This is a genomic window from Mycobacterium sp. NGS48 (assembly GCF_059812585.1).
In genome coordinates this window covers 383095-399648 of the sequence record NZ_JCALCY010000001.1, presented here as the reverse complement: position 1 = coordinate 399648, position 16554 = coordinate 383095, and the positions used below count along the sequence as shown (strand labels likewise).

At 65.3% G+C, this 16554-nt stretch carries 18 protein-coding genes; 7 read left to right on the top strand and 11 right to left on the bottom strand.

Going from position 1 to position 16554, the window contains the following annotated elements:
* Window position 1: 1 nt before the first annotated feature.
* Window positions 2-610, bottom strand: a complete 609-nt coding sequence (locus AC5Y42_RS01930; protein WP_499895350.1) for a histidine phosphatase family protein — start codon at window positions 608-610, stop codon at window positions 2-4.
* On the bottom strand, window positions 610-1908 hold the full coding sequence (gene hemL / locus AC5Y42_RS01925) for a glutamate-1-semialdehyde 2,1-aminomutase (RefSeq protein ID WP_499895349.1): 1299 nt from the start codon (window positions 1906-1908) through the stop codon (window positions 610-612). The genes AC5Y42_RS01930 and hemL overlap by 1 nt, the downstream gene beginning before the upstream one ends.
* Before the next feature lie 139 nt (window positions 1909-2047).
* On the opposite strand from hemL, the gene AC5Y42_RS01920 reads away from it, so the two are divergent.
* From AC5Y42_RS01920 to car, 3 genes are read left to right on the top strand one after another with little or no spacing between them, the layout of a single operon-like run.
* Window positions 2048-2443 (top strand): nitroreductase family deazaflavin-dependent oxidoreductase, encoded by a 396-nt coding sequence (locus AC5Y42_RS01920; RefSeq protein ID WP_499888756.1) that lies wholly within the window; start codon window positions 2048-2050, stop codon window positions 2441-2443.
* A 2-nt stretch (window positions 2444-2445) separates the two neighbouring features.
* Window positions 2446-2826: a nitroreductase family deazaflavin-dependent oxidoreductase gene (locus AC5Y42_RS01915; protein WP_499895348.1), complete on the top strand. Its 381-nt coding sequence runs from the start codon at window positions 2446-2448 to the stop codon at window positions 2824-2826.
* Window positions 2827-2881: 55 nt separating this feature from the next.
* The gene (gene car / locus AC5Y42_RS01910) at window positions 2882-6436 is read left to right on the top strand and encodes a carboxylic acid reductase (protein ID WP_499895346.1); all 3555 of its coding nucleotides are present in this window, start codon (window positions 2882-2884) and stop codon (window positions 6434-6436) included.
* A gap of 70 nt (window positions 6437-6506) precedes the next feature.
* Here the strand turns inward: car and AC5Y42_RS01905 are convergent, their stop codons facing one another.
* Window positions 6507-6929: a MerR family transcriptional regulator gene (locus tag AC5Y42_RS01905; protein ID WP_499895345.1), complete on the bottom strand. Its 423-nt coding sequence runs from the start codon at window positions 6927-6929 to the stop codon at window positions 6507-6509.
* Between the two features lie 117 nt (window positions 6930-7046).
* On the opposite strand from AC5Y42_RS01905, the gene AC5Y42_RS01900 reads away from it, so the two are divergent.
* Together AC5Y42_RS01900 and AC5Y42_RS01895 are read left to right on the top strand one after the other, a co-directional pair.
* Window positions 7047-7403, top strand: a complete 357-nt coding sequence (locus AC5Y42_RS01900) for a hypothetical protein (protein ID WP_499895344.1) — start codon at window positions 7047-7049, stop codon at window positions 7401-7403.
* 4 nt (window positions 7404-7407) lie between these two features.
* The gene (locus AC5Y42_RS01895; protein ID WP_499895343.1) at window positions 7408-7773 is read left to right on the top strand and encodes a SpoIIAA family protein; all 366 of its coding nucleotides are present in this window, start codon (window positions 7408-7410) and stop codon (window positions 7771-7773) included.
* 31 nt (window positions 7774-7804) lie between these two features.
* On the opposite strand, the gene AC5Y42_RS01890 is transcribed toward AC5Y42_RS01895, so the two are convergent.
* Window positions 7805-8335: a DUF421 domain-containing protein gene (locus AC5Y42_RS01890; RefSeq protein ID WP_499895341.1), complete on the bottom strand. Its 531-nt coding sequence runs from the start codon at window positions 8333-8335 to the stop codon at window positions 7805-7807.
* A 68-nt stretch (window positions 8336-8403) separates the two neighbouring features.
* Window positions 8404-8886 (bottom strand): MarR family transcriptional regulator, encoded by a 483-nt coding sequence (locus AC5Y42_RS01885; RefSeq protein ID WP_499895340.1) that lies wholly within the window; start codon window positions 8884-8886, stop codon window positions 8404-8406.
* Between the two features lie 189 nt (window positions 8887-9075).
* Between AC5Y42_RS01885 and AC5Y42_RS01880 the strand changes: the two genes are divergently transcribed.
* On the top strand, window positions 9076-9900 hold the full coding sequence (locus AC5Y42_RS01880) for a class I SAM-dependent methyltransferase (RefSeq protein ID WP_499895338.1): 825 nt from the start codon (window positions 9076-9078) through the stop codon (window positions 9898-9900).
* A 20-nt stretch (window positions 9901-9920) separates the two neighbouring features.
* Here AC5Y42_RS01880 and AC5Y42_RS01875 read toward each other — a convergent pair whose 3' ends face one another.
* The 5 genes from AC5Y42_RS01875 to AC5Y42_RS01855 all read right to left on the bottom strand — a co-directional run bounded on the left by AC5Y42_RS01875 (window position 9921) and on the right by AC5Y42_RS01855 (window position 15050).
* Window positions 9921-11732 (bottom strand): amino acid permease, encoded by a 1812-nt coding sequence (locus AC5Y42_RS01875; protein ID WP_499895838.1) that lies wholly within the window; start codon window positions 11730-11732, stop codon window positions 9921-9923.
* Between the two features lie 89 nt (window positions 11733-11821).
* Window positions 11822-13150: a PPE family protein, SVP subgroup gene (locus AC5Y42_RS01870; RefSeq protein WP_499895336.1), complete on the bottom strand. Its 1329-nt coding sequence runs from the start codon at window positions 13148-13150 to the stop codon at window positions 11822-11824.
* Between the two features lie 13 nt (window positions 13151-13163).
* Entirely contained in the window at window positions 13164-13460 is a 297-nt protein-coding gene (locus AC5Y42_RS01865; protein ID WP_499895335.1) for a PE family protein, read from the bottom strand.
* Window positions 13461-13603: 143 nt separating this feature from the next.
* The gene (locus AC5Y42_RS01860) at window positions 13604-14203 is read right to left on the bottom strand and encodes a TetR/AcrR family transcriptional regulator (protein WP_499895333.1); all 600 of its coding nucleotides are present in this window, start codon (window positions 14201-14203) and stop codon (window positions 13604-13606) included.
* Complete coding sequence (locus tag AC5Y42_RS01855; protein ID WP_499895332.1) at window positions 14193-15050, bottom strand: oxygenase MpaB family protein; 858 nt, start codon at window positions 15048-15050, stop codon at window positions 14193-14195. The genes AC5Y42_RS01860 and AC5Y42_RS01855 overlap by 11 nt, the downstream gene beginning before the upstream one ends.
* A 143-nt stretch (window positions 15051-15193) precedes the next feature.
* Between AC5Y42_RS01855 and AC5Y42_RS01850 the strand changes: the two genes are divergently transcribed.
* Window positions 15194-16057, top strand: a complete 864-nt coding sequence (locus tag AC5Y42_RS01850) for an alpha/beta hydrolase (protein ID WP_499895330.1) — start codon at window positions 15194-15196, stop codon at window positions 16055-16057.
* Window positions 16058-16173: 116 nt separating this feature from the next.
* Here the strand turns inward: AC5Y42_RS01850 and AC5Y42_RS01845 are convergent, their stop codons facing one another.
* Window positions 16174-16521 carry a hypothetical protein gene (locus tag AC5Y42_RS01845; RefSeq protein ID WP_499895328.1) on the bottom strand — a complete coding sequence of 116 codons (348 nt, stop codon included), beginning with the start codon at window positions 16519-16521 and terminating at the stop codon, window positions 16174-16176.
* Window positions 16522-16554 lie beyond the last annotated feature (33 nt).

The following is a 16554-nucleotide window of genomic DNA, read 5'->3' as shown; positions in this document are numbered from 1 at the left end:
CTCAACAGCCGCCCGGTTCGGAGTACACCACGTCGACTAGCCGGTCGCCGTCGTACACCAGCGACGTCACCGACCCGACGGCGCATTCCCGGCGCCGCGGATCGTGCCAGAGCCGTTTGCCGGTCAGGTGCAGTCGCAGCGTCCATACCGGCAATTGGTGGCTCACACACACTGCTTCGTGTCCGGCGGCGCGGGCGCGCGCCTTAGCCACTGCAGTCGCCATCCGGGTGGCGATCTGCGCGTAGGGCTCACCCCACGACGGCTTGATCGGATTGCGCATGTGCCACCACACCCGCGGGTCGCGCCAGGCGCCGTCGCCGGGCGAGATCCGCCGGCCTTCCAGTACGTTGGTCGACTCGATCAGGTCCCCGTCGGTGTCCACCGCCAAGTCGTGACGGGCGGCAATCGGGGCGGCGGTCTCCTGCGCGCGTTGCAGCGGGGAAGCGATCACCGCGACGATGTCGCGGTCGGCCAGGGCGTCGGCCACTGCCTGCGCCTGTCCAATACCCTTGTCGGACAGGTGAAATCCGGGTAGGCGTCCGTAGAGCACCCCGGCAGGGTTGTACACCTCACCGTGGCGGACCAAATGGATTCGGGTCTGTTCGGCCATCAGGGTTTGGGCTCCTTGGCGGCGGCGGCGACCGCCGCGGGTAGTGCATCGGCGATGCGGTTGAAGGCGTCGTCGTCGAGGGCAGCCGAGACGAACCACGCCTCGAAGGCACTGCACGGCGGGTAGACGCCGGCGTCCAGCAGCGCGTGAAAAAACGGCGGATAGCGCCAGGTTTGGCTGGCTTTGGCCGACGCGAAGTCAGTCACCGGCTCGGTGGCGAAGAACACGCTGAGCATGTTTCCTGCGCGCGGGATCTGATGTGGCACATCAGCTTCCGTCAACGCCTGCGAGAGCAGACCGGCCAGCCGGTCGGCGTTGGCGTCCAGTGTGCGGTAGACGCTGTGGTCGGCGGCGCGCAGCGTGGCCAAGCCGGCGGCCATCGCCACCGGGTTACCCGACAGCGTGCCGGCCTGATACACCGGCCCCAATGGCGCCAACCGCTCCATCACCTCGGTGCGCCCGCCGAACGCCGCGGCCGGCAGCCCGCCGCTCATCACCTTGCCGAACGTGAACAGATCGGCCTGCACCGGATCGATGCCGTACCAACCGCTTCGGCTGACCCGGAAGCCGGTCATCACCTCGTCCAGAATGAGCAACGCGCCATGCTCGGCGGTGATGGTCCGCAGCGCGGCGTTGTAGCCGGGTGCCGGCGGGACGACACCCATGTTGCCGGGGCTGGCCTCGGTGATCACCGCCGCGATCTCGTCACCGAATCGGGCGAAGGTATCCTGCACGGCGTCGATGTCGTTGTACGGCAACACAATCGTGTCGGCGGCGCTGGCGCCGGTGACACCGGGCGAGGACGGCAATCCGAGTGTCGCCACCCCAGATCCGGCGTCGGCCAGTAATGCGTCGACGTGGCCGTGGTAGCACCCGGAGAACTTGACGATCTTGGCGCGCCCGGTGAACCCACGGGCCAGCCGCACCGCGCTCATGGTGGCCTCGGTGCCGGAGTTGACCAGCCGGATCCGATCCACCGGTGTCACCCGATCGATGATCTCGGCCGCCAACTCGGTCTCCGCCGGCGTCGGCGCCCCGAATGACACCCCACCGGCGGCGGCCTGCTGTACGGCCTCGACCACCGCCGGGTGCGCGTGGCCGAGGATCATCGGGCCCCACGAGCAGACCAGGTCGACGTAGCGGTTGCCGTCGGCGTCGGTCAGCAGGCATCCGTTGGCCTCGGTGATGAAGCGCGGAGTGCCGCCGACGGCCTGAAAGGCGCGCACCGGAGAGTTCACGCCGCCGGGAATGACTGCGCAGGCGTCCTCGAACAACTTCGCCGAGGCGTCGATACCCATGGTCACCAGTGTCCCAGCTGCTCGAACCGGCTCGACTACAGGGTGTAGTTTTACCGCCGGGGTCCCACCAGTCACAGGAGTCGCATCCGGGACCGCCGGGCTCTTGAGCCGGGGGGCGGTGACCGAGTTGGATAGCAACATGCAACTACCGCAACGGCTCGCCCGGTTCAACCGGCACGTGACCAACCCCGTTCAACGGATGTGGGCCGGCTGGCTGCCCGGCTTCGGGATTCTCGAGCACGTCGGGCGACGCTCGGGCAAGCCGTACCGCACCCCGTTGAATGTGTTCAGCGCGGAGGTCGACGACAAGCCCGCCGTGGCGATCCTGCTGACCTACGGCCCGGACCGTGACTGGCTGAAGAATCTCAACGCCGCCGGCGGCGGACGGATGCGGCGCAACGGCAAAACCTTCGGCCTCATCCAGCCGCGCACGCTGACCAAGGCCGAGGCGGCGCCGTATGTCAGCGCCCGCTCGCGAGCGTTGTTCAGCAGGCTGCCGTTCGAGCAGGCGGTCCTGCTCACCCGGATCGACTAGCCGTGCAGTTCTCCGAACGGCGGGCCCGATTCAACCGCCGGGTTACCAACCCGCTGTTTCTGCCGATCAGCGGCTGGCTGCCGCTGTGGTCGGTCATCGAGCACGTCGGACGTCGATCCGGCAAGACCTACCGCACGCCGGTCTCGATGTTCCGCACCGACGAGGGCGTCGCCGTGCTGCTGGTGTACGGACCGAACCGGGACTGGGTGAAGAACCTGCAGGCCGCCGACGGCGGACGGGTCACGCTGTACGGCAAGACATTTGACGTGAGCGATCCTCGGGTTGTTCCGACCGGCGAGGCGGTCGGCGCGCTGAAGACCCCGTGGCGACAACTGTTGGGGTCGGCCGGGGTCGAATCTGCGCTGCTGCTCACCCGCGCCTGACAACGCACGACTGGACCGAGTGCCGCACGGGTATACCCGCGACCGGAGGCCGACTATGACCGAAACTGGACGAGAGCAACGCCTGGCTCAGCGCATCAAGCAGCTGTACGCCAACGACCCGCAGTTTCGCGGCGCCGCGCCGCTACCGGAAGTGACGACCGCCGCTCACCAAGCGGGACTGCGGCCCTGGCAGGTCGTCGAGCAATACCTCACCGGTTACGCCGATCGACCCGCGCTGGGACAACGGGTCCGCGAGCTGACCCCCGTCGAAGACGCCCCCGGGCGCGCAACATCGACCCTGCTGCCGGGTTTCGAGACAATCACCTACCGCAGGCTGGGTGAACGCGTCGAGGCGCTCTCCGGCGGCTGGCAATCGAACCTGCCGGGCGGCTTCAATCCCGGTGACTTCGTGGCAGTGCTGGGCTTCACCAGCATCGGCTACGCGATCATCTACCTGACCTGCCTACGGCTCGGCGCGGTGTTCGTCCCGCTGCAAACCAGCTCGTCGGCGCAACAGCTGCAGCCGATCGTGGCCGAGACCGCGCCGCGGGTGTTCGCCGCCAGTATCGATTCCCTGGACACCGCAATCGACGTGGTGATCGACGCGCCGTCGGTGCAGCGGCTGGTGGTGTTCGACTATTTCAACTACGACCACGAGCAACGCGGGCGCTACCAGGCCGCGCTCGAGCGACTGTCCGCGGCCGGCCGCGAGGTCGAGGTCATGCCGTTGTTGACGGAACTCGAAGACGGGCGTTCGCTGCCGGTGCCGCCCGCGTTCGTCCCGCCGACCGGCGAGAATCCGCTGGCCACGCTGATCTATACGTCGGGCAGCACCGGCACCCCGAAGGGGGCGATGTACACCGCGGACATGATGACCCGGCTGTGGCAACGCCCGCATAGCCCGTCGCTGGACATCGGCATCCAAATCCCGGCCATCCATCTGCAGTACATGCCGCTGTCCCATGTCTTCGGACTGGAATGGCTGATCGCCACGCTGGCATCCGGTGGTATCGGCTACTTCGCCGCCAAGAGCGACATGTCCACCTTGTTCGACGACATCGCACTGGTCCGCCCTACCGCGTTGAACCTTGTGCCGCGGGTGTGCGACTTGATCTTCCGGCGCTACCGCAGAGAGCTGGATCTTCGGTCCGCGACGGAGGGCGGCCCGGCCGACGATGAGGTGAAAGCCGAACTGCGGCAAGACTTTCTCGGTGGACGCGTGGTCTCTGCGATGTGCGGCAGCGCGCCGCTGTCCAAGCAGATGCACGCGTTCATGGAGTCGTTGCTCGACGTCGCCGTCGCAGACGGGTACGGGGCCACCGAAACCGGCGGCGGCATTCTGCGCAACGGCATCGTCCGCCGTCCGCCGGTCACCGAGTACAAGTTGGTCGACGTGCCGGAGCTCAACTACTTCACCACCGACAAACCGCATCCCCGCGGCGAACTGTATGTCAAAGCCAGCAACGTCATCCCCGGCTATTTCCGGCATCCGGAGCTGTCTGCCCAGATTTTCGACGACGACGGTTTCTACAAGACCGGCGACATCATGGAAGAGCTCGGCCCGGACCGCCTGAAATATCTCGACCGCAGCAACAACGTCATCAAGCTCTCCCAGGGCGAGTTCGTCGCGGTGTCGCAGCTCGAAGCCACCTATGCCGCCAGCCCCTACATCCGGCAGATCTTCCTGCATGGCAGCAGCGACCAGCCGTTCTTGTTGGCGGTGATCGTGCCCAACCTCGATGCGGTCGGCGACGGCGACGCACGCGGGTTGATTGCCGCCTCGTTACAGCAGATCGGCGTCGAGAACCGGCTCAATCCGTATGAGATTCCGCGGGAATTCCTGCTGGAATCAGAGCCGTTCACCCGCGACAACGGGCTGTTGTCCGGTGTGGGCAAGCTGCTGCGGCCGGCGCTGCGGTCACGCTACGGCGAACGGCTGGACGCGATGTACGACAAGATCGCGGCGGGCCAGGAAAATCAGCTCGATCAGCTGCGCGCCGCGGCCGGTGACCTGCCGACCATCGACACCGTGCGGCGTGCCGCGGTGGCCACCCTCGGCTTGGAGGCCGCCGACGCAAACATGCCTGCCGATGCGAGATTCATTGAGCTGGGTGGAGATTCGCTGTCTGCGTTCTCTTTCGGCTCGCTGCTGGAGCAGATCTACCATGTCGACGTTCCGGTGCAGACGATCGTCAGTCCCACCGCGACGCTGGCCACCATCGCGGGCTACATCGACGGGGAGCGCGACTCGGCTTCCATGCGGCCCACGTTCGCGTCGGTGCACGGCCGCGACGCCACGGTGGCCCGCGCGTCGGATCTCACCCTGGACAAGTTCATCGATGCCGAAACATTGGCTGCCGCACCGAGACTGGAGACGGCAGACGGTGCCGTCGGCACTGTCCTGCTGACCGGTGCCAACGGTTACCTGGGCCGATTTTTGTGTCTGGAGTGGTTGGAGCGGCTGTCGCAGTGCGGCGGGCGGCTGATCTGCATCGTGCGCGGCGCCGATCCGGTCGCGGCTCGACAGCGCATCGAGGCTGCGATCGACAGCGGCGATCCCGGCTTGTCCGCGCACTATCGTGCGCTGGCCGCCGAGCATCTCGAGGTGTTGGCCGGTGACCTGGGCGCGGTGAATCTCGGTGTCGACACACCAACCTGGAATCGGCTCGCCGAATCGGTGGACCTGATTGTGCACGCCGCCGCGATGGTCAATCATGTGCTGCCCTACAGTCAGCTGTTCGGCCCGAACGTGGTGGGCACCGCCGAGATCATCAAACTGGCAATCACCAAGCGGCTCAAGCCCGTTAGCTATCTGTCGACCGTTGCGGTAACAGCGCTGCCCGACGGGAGCTTCCTCGGAGAGGATGTTGACGTGCGTGAGGCGTCGGCGTCGCGGTCGCTGGACACGTCGTATGCCGGCGGCTATGCGACCAGCAAGTGGGCCGGTGAGGTGCTGCTGCGCGAAGCGCACGATCTGTGTGGGCTACCGGGGGCGGTGTTTCGCTCCGACATGATCCTGGCGCACAGCCGCTATTCCGGACAGCTCAACGTGACCGACATGTTCACCCGGCTGATCTTGAGCATTCTGGCGACCGGTCTCGCGCCGCGCTCCTTCTATCAGCTTGACGCCGACGGCAACCCGCAGCGTGCGCACTATGACGGGCTGCCAGTCGATTTCACCGTCGAGGCGATCACCACCCTGGGTGCTCACGTCACCGACGGCTATCACACCTATAACGTGCTCAACAACCACGACGACGGCATTTCACTGGACACCTTTGTCGACTGGCTCATCGCCGATGGCCGGAAGATCGAACGGATCGACGACTACGGCCAGTGGCTTAGCCGATTCGAGGCGGCGATGAAGGAGCTGCCCGAGGACCAGAAGAAGAATTCGGTGCTGCCGCTGCTGAGCGCCTACGCCCGACCGGCAGCGCCGATGGCGGGTACCACGATGCCTGCCGAGAAGTTCCGTGCCGCAGTGCAATCCGCTCAGATTGGCGCCGACAACGATGTGCCACACCTCAGCGAGGCGTTGATCGACAAATACGTCGCCGATCTGCACCAGCTAGGTCTCTTGGACGGCGACGCCGGCGGGCAAGTGGCCTGACGCGACCGGCTGGCGGGACACGTTCGACGGTAGGGCCTAACTGGGGCCGCCTCTTTTGGCAGCGTCGAGTTCAATTCCTGAGCGGCTGAGTCGGGTCAGCGAGCTGTTGGAGGACAACACAATCCGAGCCTGACCTGCCGGGGCAGACGGCATCGGCCGTTTCGATAAATTTCGCGATGCTGCGCTCGAGTGCACGCAACTCCCGCAGCTTCCCGCGCACCTCGGTAAGATGCGCATCCGCCAGATCTCGAGCGTGCACGCAGGAACGTTCGCTGTCCTGCATCAGTGTGGCGAGGACTCGGACTTGCTCGATGGGGAACCCGAAGTCTCGGCAGCGTCGGATGAATGTCAGCCGCCGCACATCGTTGTCGCCGTATCGGCGCTGGCCGCCGGTGCGGCTGGGCAGAGGCAGAAGGCCGATGTCTTCGTAATAGCGGATGGTGGGCGCAGTTGTGCCGGTTGCGCGTGCCAGTTCGCCGATCTTTAGCTCCATCAGTGCTGCTTTCGCTCACCTCTTGAACATCAAGCAACTTGAAGATCCACACTGGAAGCGTGGACCGAACGGTCCCGCATGTCAACGCCGAGAAGCGGTGAAGGAGCTGACATAGCGATGGAAGTCGAGCCGTCCGTAGCCGCCTGCATGCTGCCGGCGGCCGACCACAAAGATCGGCTGGCATGGATCCAAGAGCTCAACGCGTCCACGTTACGCAACTACTGCCGCCACGGCTCACGAATCGAACTCATCTATCACCCTGCGGCGGTAGCCCGAGTGCGGGAGCTCGTTCACCGCGAAAAGGAGTGCTGCCCGTTCCTGAATTTCACCCTTCGGGAGGAAGAGGACACATGCACACTCGTGATCGAGGCGCCGGGACACGCCAGCGCGGCGGCCGATGCACTATTCGCGCCCTACAGCGCAACGAGGCATTCCGGCGAAATGCGCAGTACGCACGACTCTGGACGGTGTTGATGACGTGATCGAGGTGATGAACGAAAGTACCGGCAATATCCTCGGTATAAAAGCGAGCGGAAAGCTGAGCTGGCCGGATTACCGCGAGGTGCTCGCACCGCGCATCCAGTCGTTGCTTGACCAGTTCCCAAGGGTGAAGGTGCTATTTCTGATGGACGAGGCCTTCGAAGGTTGGAGCCTCGGAGCGGCCTGGGCCAACACCGTCTTCGATGTGAAGCATCGGCGCGATTTCGAGAAGATCGCGATGGTCGGCGCCCCCAAATGGGAGGAATGGTGCGCGAATACGGCCGCGACACTGCTGATAAACGGCGAAATGCGGACATTTCGCCTCGACCAATTGAACCAGGCATGGGAGTGGCTGCGAGGGTAGTGCAACCACCCGAGGCCGGAGCTGCTGAGGGTCATTGCCTATTCTCAATCCCCGCTTCAGCAAGTCCAACTCGTATCGCCTCTCCGTATGGTTGACCGGCGCGCACGATGGTGATCTCACCACGCTCTTCGAAGAGGACGTACTCCAGTTCGTTGACATCACTCTCGCCGGCCTGGCGTAGTAGCCGGTACACATCACGATCGGCCAATCCGGCGGTTCGCAGAGCCGTCGCTTGCAAGCGCCCGCGCGCCAGCAGGATCAGTGGTTTCCGCGTCAACAGCCCACCGAGCCAGCCACGGCGATGACACTCGGCGACGACGCGATGTATGGCGCACAGAGTGATCAGTGCCACCGCACCGGTGACGAACGACGTTGCCAACGACGTCGCCGTCCGGCCGATGATTGCACCGATCGCCACCGCCACAACGAAGTCAAATATATTGAGCTCGGCGAGCATTCGCCGCCGCGACACCCGGAGACCAATAATCGCGACGGTGAACAGAAGGACCGTCTTCAATGCCGTCCAGCCTATTTGTGAATACTGACCGATCAGGTAGAACATTTGACGCCTCCTACGGCATTGGGACCGACGATCGGAGCGGTTACCGGACGAGCGACGCTCGGATGGCTCTACGATTCGGCGTCGAGATAGGCGGCGGGCTCACCGCCGGCGGTGGTGAACGCCGTTAGCGCGCGCACTAGCCCATGGCGCTTTGACGGGGGCATTTTCTCGACGATACGGGCGATTTCGCGGCGTCGGTGCGCAGTGACCTGCCGCACGACTTCACGGCCGCGCGCCGTGAGCGCGGCGAGCAGTTCACGCCGAGATGTGGGGTGTGGTAGGCGGTCGATCAGCCCGGCGCTCACGAGCCGATCGACCATCCGGCCGGCAGCCGACGGCTGCACACCCAACAGACCGGCCAGCGTCGCCAGGTTGATCGGGCCCCGATTGGACAAGATCACCAGCGTTCGAAACTGCGGGATCGTGATCGCCTCGTCAACTCGGGCTATCGAGTAAGCCGAAATCGCCACCAGCAACCGCGACGCGGTCAGCAACGCGTCAGTGATTGCATCTAGCGACTCGTCGGTCGCTGTCGCGCTTTCCGTGCTCATCCATTCCGCCCTTCTGCCACGGGCACTCACAGCTACGAGGCAGCTTATTAGTAGGAGGCTACTATTATCAAGTGCAATTATTGCCTATCATTACTATATTTCGAGCAGGGCCTAGCTGTATGCGCCAAGCTTCGCTGCTGGCACCGCCAGAGTGTCTGAGCAGCTAGCCCTGCCTTATCAGGAGGTTTGATGAGCATCGATATCCCGGTCGGCGAAAACCACGCCGTCGCTACCACACCCCGCGCCGTGTGGGCGATGGGCGACTACGCCCTCATGGCCGAGCAGGTAATGGCCCCACTCGGCCCGATATTGGTCAGCGCCACTGGGATTGGCCCAGGAAATCGCGTCCTCGACGTGGCTGCCGGATCCGGAAACATTTCGCTCCCCGCGGCCGTGACGGGTGCCACGGTTGTTTCCAGCGACCTGACCCCCGAATTGCTGCACCGCTCCCAGATGCGGGCGGCCGAACAGGGTGTGCCACTCGAATGGCGAGAAGCCAACGCCGAATGCCTGCCGTTCGCCGACGGACAGTTCGACTTTGTACTGTCGGCCATCGGTGTGATGTTCGCGCCGCATCATCAGCGCGCAGCCGACGAGCTGGTCCGGGTCTGTCGGTCCGGCGGAACGCTGGGACTGATCAGCTGGACACCGGATGGATTTTTCGGCCAGATGCTCGCCGCCCTCAGGCCGTATAGGCCGACCCTGGCACCCGGTATGCCGCCAGCCGCGTTGTGGGGATGTCAGGACTACGTCACCGGGCTGATGAGAAACCGCATCAGCGACATCCGCGCGCACCGGGACACGTTGAAAGTGGACCGGTTCGAGAACGCTAAAGCTGTCCATGACTACTTCAAGCAGCATTACGGCCCAACAATCAACGCCTACCGCCAGATCGGTAGCAACCCCGTCTTGGCCGCCACGCTAGACACCCAACTCGTCCAACTCGCTCAGCGACACATGAGCGGCGGCACGATGGAATGGGAGTACCTGCTCCTCACCGCACGAAAGCGATGAATCGCATAGTGAGCAGCGCGCTATCCCACCACATTGGTTGCCGCCTCGCGGGACACCACATGAGTGACCGGAATCGGATGCGTCGAGCGAGCCTTATCCACCAGGCCCAGCCGCAGCCAGGACTGCCGGCCTTCGGCGATGACCAACTGGTCCGGGCCGAAGCTCTGCACCGCACTGGCCAGCGCACGTAGCGGACGGTAGTCGCCGAGTTCGCCGCCGGCCGACAGTCCGATGTCGCGCATTTCGGTCAGGATGGCGTCCAGTCGTTGTTGCGCGGCTTGCACGGTCGCGTTCATCACATAGACCGGACCGGTGTTCCCAGCTTGGCCGGTGTCGGCAGGGCTTGCCGGCACACAGACGAAATATTCGGCTCGCCGCTTGGTATCCACCCGCCGCAGCGCGTCGAAAAGCTCACTGCCGGAGACGTTTTTGTTCGCCAGCACCAAAACCCGGGTGGCTTTGCCGGTTGGTGGACCGCCGGCATCAAGCTGTGTGGGCCGGCGCCAGAATCTGGGCAGGAAGTACAACACCAGGACGACCACCCAGGACAACAGGCCCAGCCACAGCTGCGCGCGGGCGCCGTCGTCGAACGCCATCTGCACGAGCACCGCAACGATGCCGACAACAGTGAGGATCGACAGCACCGGGAAGCACCACATCCTGACCCGAAGCTTGTCCGGCGATGTCCGGCGGCGCAGGACAATCTGGGACAGCGCGATCAACAGGTACACGAAAAGAACGATCGCTCCCGACGATTTCAGCAGGAAGTCGAACACGGTGTCCGGGGCGATCCAGGCCATCAGCACGGACAAGAAACCCACCACCGACGAGAACAAGATGGCGGTTGCCGGGACTCCGCGCCGGCCGACCTTGACCAACTGCAGTGGTGCCTCGTGGTGGGCGGCGAGCACGAACAGCATGCGAGATGCCGTGTACAGCCCCGAGTTCAGACACGACAGCACCGCGGTGAGGATGACCGCGTTCACCAGATGACCGGCGCCATGGATGCCCATCGCGGTGAGCGCGCCGATGTAGGGCGAGGTACCGGGTTCGAGGGAGTTCCAGGGCAGGATTGCGGCGAGCAGAAAGACCGAGCCGACGTAAAAAATCAGGATGCGGACGACGACGGTGTTGGTCGCGCGGCGCACCGCGCGGGCCGGATTGGGGGTTTCTGCGGCGGCGATGGTGGCGACCTCGGCGCCGGTCATCGCCGAAACCACTACTGCGGCAGCGGCGACGACGGAGCCCACACCGGTCGGGAAGAAACCGCCGTGAGCGGTGAGGTGGCCGAAATCCATGTGATGGTGCGGCCACATACCGGTGACGAAAAGTGTGCCCAGCCCAATGAAGACGGTAACGGTCGCGACTTTGATTCCGGCGAACCAGAATTCGAACTCGCCGAACGATGCCACCGAGAACAAGTTCGTCGCGGTCATCGTCACCATCAGGATCAGCGACAACACCCACAGCGGGGCATTGATCCAGTAGCCGAGGACTTTTCCGCCCGCGACGGCCTCGAAACCCACCACGATCACCCAGGAGTACCAATACAGCCAGCCCACCGAAAACCCTGCCCAGCCCCCCAGAGCCTGCCGCGCATAGTCAGCAAACGACCCGGTTGACGGGTTGGCGGTGGCCATCTCGCCGAGCATCCGCATCACGAACACGATCAGCACCCCGGCGAGCGCGTAGGTCACAAACGTGGCTGGGCCGGTAGCACTGATGACTACGCCGGATCCGATGAACAAGCCCGCGCCGATCACCCCGCCGATCGCGATCATGTTGAGCTGCCGCTGTGACAACCCGTGCGGAAGCGTTGAGCCAGTGCTCACGCTGGATCGGGTGGGCGTCTGCAGCATTAGCGGACGCTAACACCCGTCGACGCTCACATCGGCGCGGCGCGCAGACGCGCCGCGCAGATTCACGGAAGTGCTTGGGGGCGTTCGGGCATCGCACCAGCCGCGCTCAGCAGGCGGCGCTTCTGCTCGTTGAATTCCTCCTCGGTCAGGATTCCTTCGTCGTGAAGGGCGGCGAATTCGCGCAAGTCGCTGGCAAGTGACGTCACTGGACTGGCCGGTGAGGTCTGCGGCGGCTTCGCGCGTCGACCCGCCGCCACCCCGGCACGCTCGGCCCGAGCCGAGCCGACCGTACCGGCCAGTGCACTTCCGCCCATGCCGGCGAGGGCCATCTCGCTGAACGCTGTTCCCGCGCTACCCACCAACGCCGTCGGCGCGGCAGCGGCACTGGTGGCCGACAACGCATAGCCGGCCGCGCGTATCTCCGGGGCAGCCGCCGTCCAGCTCGCCGGCACCGACAACCCGCCGACCGGGACTGCCCGGCCCATGGCTCCCGTCACCGCCGTCGCGCCGCTCGAGCCCGTCACCGCCGCCGTTCGCGACTGGCGGATCGCGTTCAAGATCTCGTCGTGCTCGTCCGATAGAAAATCCTGTTCGGCGAGGATCTCTTGACTATCCATCGACGCCGCCTGAAACGCCGCGCCTGCCACGGCTATACCAACCGCCGACAAGGCTGCTCCTGCCGGCGTGAGACTCAGACCCTCCACAACGCTCACAACGTCCGCAAGGTCACCGAACCCCGGGGGCAGAACCTGCAACGGCTGCACGGCGGCGGGCGCCACCGAGGCCAGCTGAGACACGGTCGCCTGCGCGTTCGTCACGGCCGACGTGCCGACGGCGGAGCTGACCGGCCCGGCCGGACCGGCCGGATTGCTGCTCTGCAGCGGCGCGGTGAACGGTGCCAATCTCGAGGCCACCGCCGACGAAGCGGCGTAGCCGTACATTGCGGTCGCGTCCTGGGCCCACATTTCTCCGTAGAGGGCTTCGGTGGCCGCGATCGCCGAGGTGTTCTGTCCCAAGAGGTTGGTCGCGATCAGCATCATCAGTTGAGCGCGGTTGGCCGCGATCACCGGCGGGGGCACGGTCGCGACAAACGCTGCCTCGTATGCGGCCGCGGCCGCTCCAGCCTGGTTGGCCGACAGCTCGGCCTGCCCGGCGGTGGCGCGCAGCCATGCCACGTAAGCCGCGGCCGAGGCTGCCATCGAGGCCGAAGCAGGTCCCAGCCATGTGGCACTCGCCAACTCCACAACAACCGCGTCGTAGGAAGTTGCCGCCGAACTCAATTCAGCGGCCACCCCGCCCCAGGCCGACGCGGCGGCCAGCATCGGCGCTGGGCCGGGACCAGAATATATTCGCGCCGAGTTGATTTCCGGCGGTAACGCTGCAAAATCCATGTCTTAACCCCCGTCAGCCCGCTGCGACCGCGTTGGCGGATTCGGTGGCCGCGTACGCACCCGCGCTGGCGCCCAACGTGGCCACGAACATGTCATGAACCGCCGACGCCTGGGCGCTGACCGCCTGATAGTTCGCGGCATGTGCGGCGAACTGCGTCGCTACCAGAGCCGATACTTCGTCGGCTGCGGCGGGAACCACCGTGGTGGGGGCGGCGGCAGCGGCGTTCTGGGCGGCCACTGCCGAGCCGATTCCTGCCAGGTGTCCGGCCGCCGTTGACAACATCTCCGGCTGCGTGGTGACGAACGACATGTGCTTTCCTCCTAAGCGATGTCGGGTTCAGTCCGAGTGCACGGGCTGAGTAACCACCTAATAGTCGCCTCCCGCAGCGGCAGCCGAGACGCATTCGGCGAACCTGTCGAGCGACCGCGGTGGTCCGCTCCGCACACCGGGATCTACACCGGCACGGCGCGCAGCGCAGCGGGAAGGCTTGGCAGAAAATGCTCGGTGGCAAACCCGCGGATGTCGTCGGCGGTGGCCGGCGGATGGCGGCTGGGCAGCAGCAGCACCAGTGCCGCGTAGCGCAGGATGGTGTCGGCCAACTCGTCGACGGCCCGGGCGCCGATGCGCTCGGCGAACCCGTCCGGGAAGATCACCCGCAACGCGGCTGCCATCCGCTCGACCGCCGCGGCCCAGTGCTGGTGGGCCAACTCGAGCATCAGGCCGGGCTCGTCGGCGATCATCCGGGTCAGCACCCGATGCTGGCGGAACCGCAAAATCGACAGTGTAAACGCCTCGACATAGTAGTTCGACTGTGGCCGAATGCTTTTCAATTCAGCAGCGATGTCGGCGAACAGCACCGCGTTTTCCCGGTCGATGACGGCGGCGACCAGCTCGTCGCGGCCGGCGAAGCGACGGTAGATCGTGGTGCGGCTGACCCGAGCGCGGCGGGCTACCTCGTCGAGCGCGACCCGGCGAAAGCCATGCTGGCCGAACTCGACGACGGCGGCGTCGAGGATGGCGCGGGTCGCTGGATCAGCGTTGTCAGCGGGCATACCCCGCCTGAGCAAACTTGTTGTAGCGCAACCGCATCGGCAGATGGTCCCACAACCAGTTGACCGGCCGCGAGCGCCACACCGCGGCGAAGCGCTGGTAGCGGCGCTCCTGGCGCTCGCTCCACGGCAGCTCCAGCAGGGCGCGGGCCTGCGGCGGCAGGCCGCCGGTCGTCAGGAACGCCGCGACCGGGTTGAACGCCATCGACATCACCCGCCACACCAGTGGCGGCACGCCTTTGGGGCACGGGAAGCCTTTGGTGACATAACCGACGCCGTACTTGGCGGTCTTGTGCGCGACGACGACGTTGTCGAGCATGTCGTCCCAATACCGCTGGAACTCGGCGTAGTCGGCCGGCATCGGCCGGTCGCTGACGCCGTATCGGCGATACCACGTCTTCGACTCGGCGTAAATCTGTTCTTTTTCCTCGTCAGTGAGGCGCTTGACGAAGGTATCGGCAAAGTAGAACACCTGCTCGACGAAGGTGGCGTGCGCCCAGTAATAGGTCTCCGGATCCAGCGCGTGGTAGCGCTCCCCGGTGGGCATTTCACCTTTGATCTCGTGGTGGAAGTCGCGCACCTGTTGGCCCGGGTGGTCGTCGTCGGCGCCGTAGACCGTCATGAAGATCGGCGGCAGCGAACGTTTGACCCGCGCGGCGGTGTCGGAAAAAAACACCGAGTGGTCCAGTACGCCCTGCCCGAGTTCGGCGAGCATGTTCTGCAGCACCGCGGGCCGCGGACCGGTCAGGAACATCCGGTTGTCGCCGAAGTAGCGCCACACCAGCGACTGCGGCCCCAGCGGCAAATCCGTCGCCGGGCCGGACGCGGCCGGCTCCTTGAGTTCGGTCATGTGAAACAGTGTTACATATTCTGAACTTTGTACCAACCCCCGCCCCGGCCATCTACAGCCAGCGTGGGGCCGTTATCGGGCTGTGGCCGGATAGTGTGGCGCACCGATACCTGCCGCGCTCGTCTGCTTGGCATGATGCGCTGGTGAAATCGCTGACCCGCCGACAGGCGCTGCGTCTGGGCGTCACCGGTGCGGCCGCGGGAACGGGCGCCGCGGGACTGTTGGCGTTGGGAGCCTTACTCGATCCGCCGAAGCCGCGCGCGTTGCCCGACCCGGTGGAACCACCCGCCGCCGCGGCAAGCCCGTTGCCCACCCGGGAGTCCGGTTCGTTCATCTCCGCGGCCCGCGGCGGCATCCAGACCAACTGGATCATCGCCCGCCCGCCGGGCCAAACCGGCGTGTTGCGTCCGGTGATTGCGCTGCACGGGATGGACAGCGACGCCGCGGGCGTGATGGGCCTCGGTGTCGAGGATGCGTTGGCGCGATTGGTCGCATCCGGTCGGCCGCCGTTCGCTGTCATCAGTGTCGACGGTGGAAACTCCTTCTGGCGCCGGCGGGCCTCCGGGCAGGACTCCGGGGCGATGGTGTTGAACGAACTGATCCCGATGTTGGCTACCAAGAACATCGACACCGCGCGAGTGGCTTTCATGGGGTGGTCGATGGGTGGTTACGGCGCGCTGCTTTTGGGCTCCCGGTTGGGCGCGGCGCGCACCGCAGCGATTTGTGCGATCAGCCCGGCGCTATATATGACGTATTGGGGTGCGCCGCATGACGCCTTCGACAGTCTCGACGACTGGCGCAAGAACTCGGCGTTGAGCCTGCCGCCGCAACTGGGGTCAATCCCGCTGCGCATCGATTGCGGCACCGGCGACGGCTTCTACGTCGCGACACAGCAATTCGTCAATCAACTACCGACGCCGCCGGCCGGCGGCTTCTATCCAGGCGGACACGACGTGGACTTTTGGCACCAGCACCTACCGGATGAGTTGGCCTGGCTGGACTCCTGACCCGATGCTTCGAGTCTGCGTTCACGGCACCGAGCCTGCATCCAGCGCGTGAATCGGCGCCGACAACCGCTACCAGTACAGTCTCGATGCGCTGGGCGCAGTCTCGACGGGCGGGATCAGATCTGGCCGGGGGTGCCGGTGTTTATGGGGTCCATCGGACTCATCGGGTTCATCGGACTCATCGGGTTCGCCGGATTATCCGGGTTCATCGGACTGGCGGGATTTGCGGGATTGTCCGGATTCAACAAGCTATTCGGGTTCGCCGGATTAGAAGGACTATCCATACCGTAGGGGCCGATATTGCAGATGGCGTTCGCGTTGCCCATGCAGTCGGCCGGGTTGAACGGGTCGGGGTTGGCAGGATCGGCGCCCGCTTGGACGGCCGCCGCGATGGCAGGCGCGGCGATCAAAGCACCCACGACCGCCGCCTTCGCAACACCGCGACGAGCACCGGAAAACCGCATAGAATTCATTGAATTCCTCCCTAAATCTGTTTC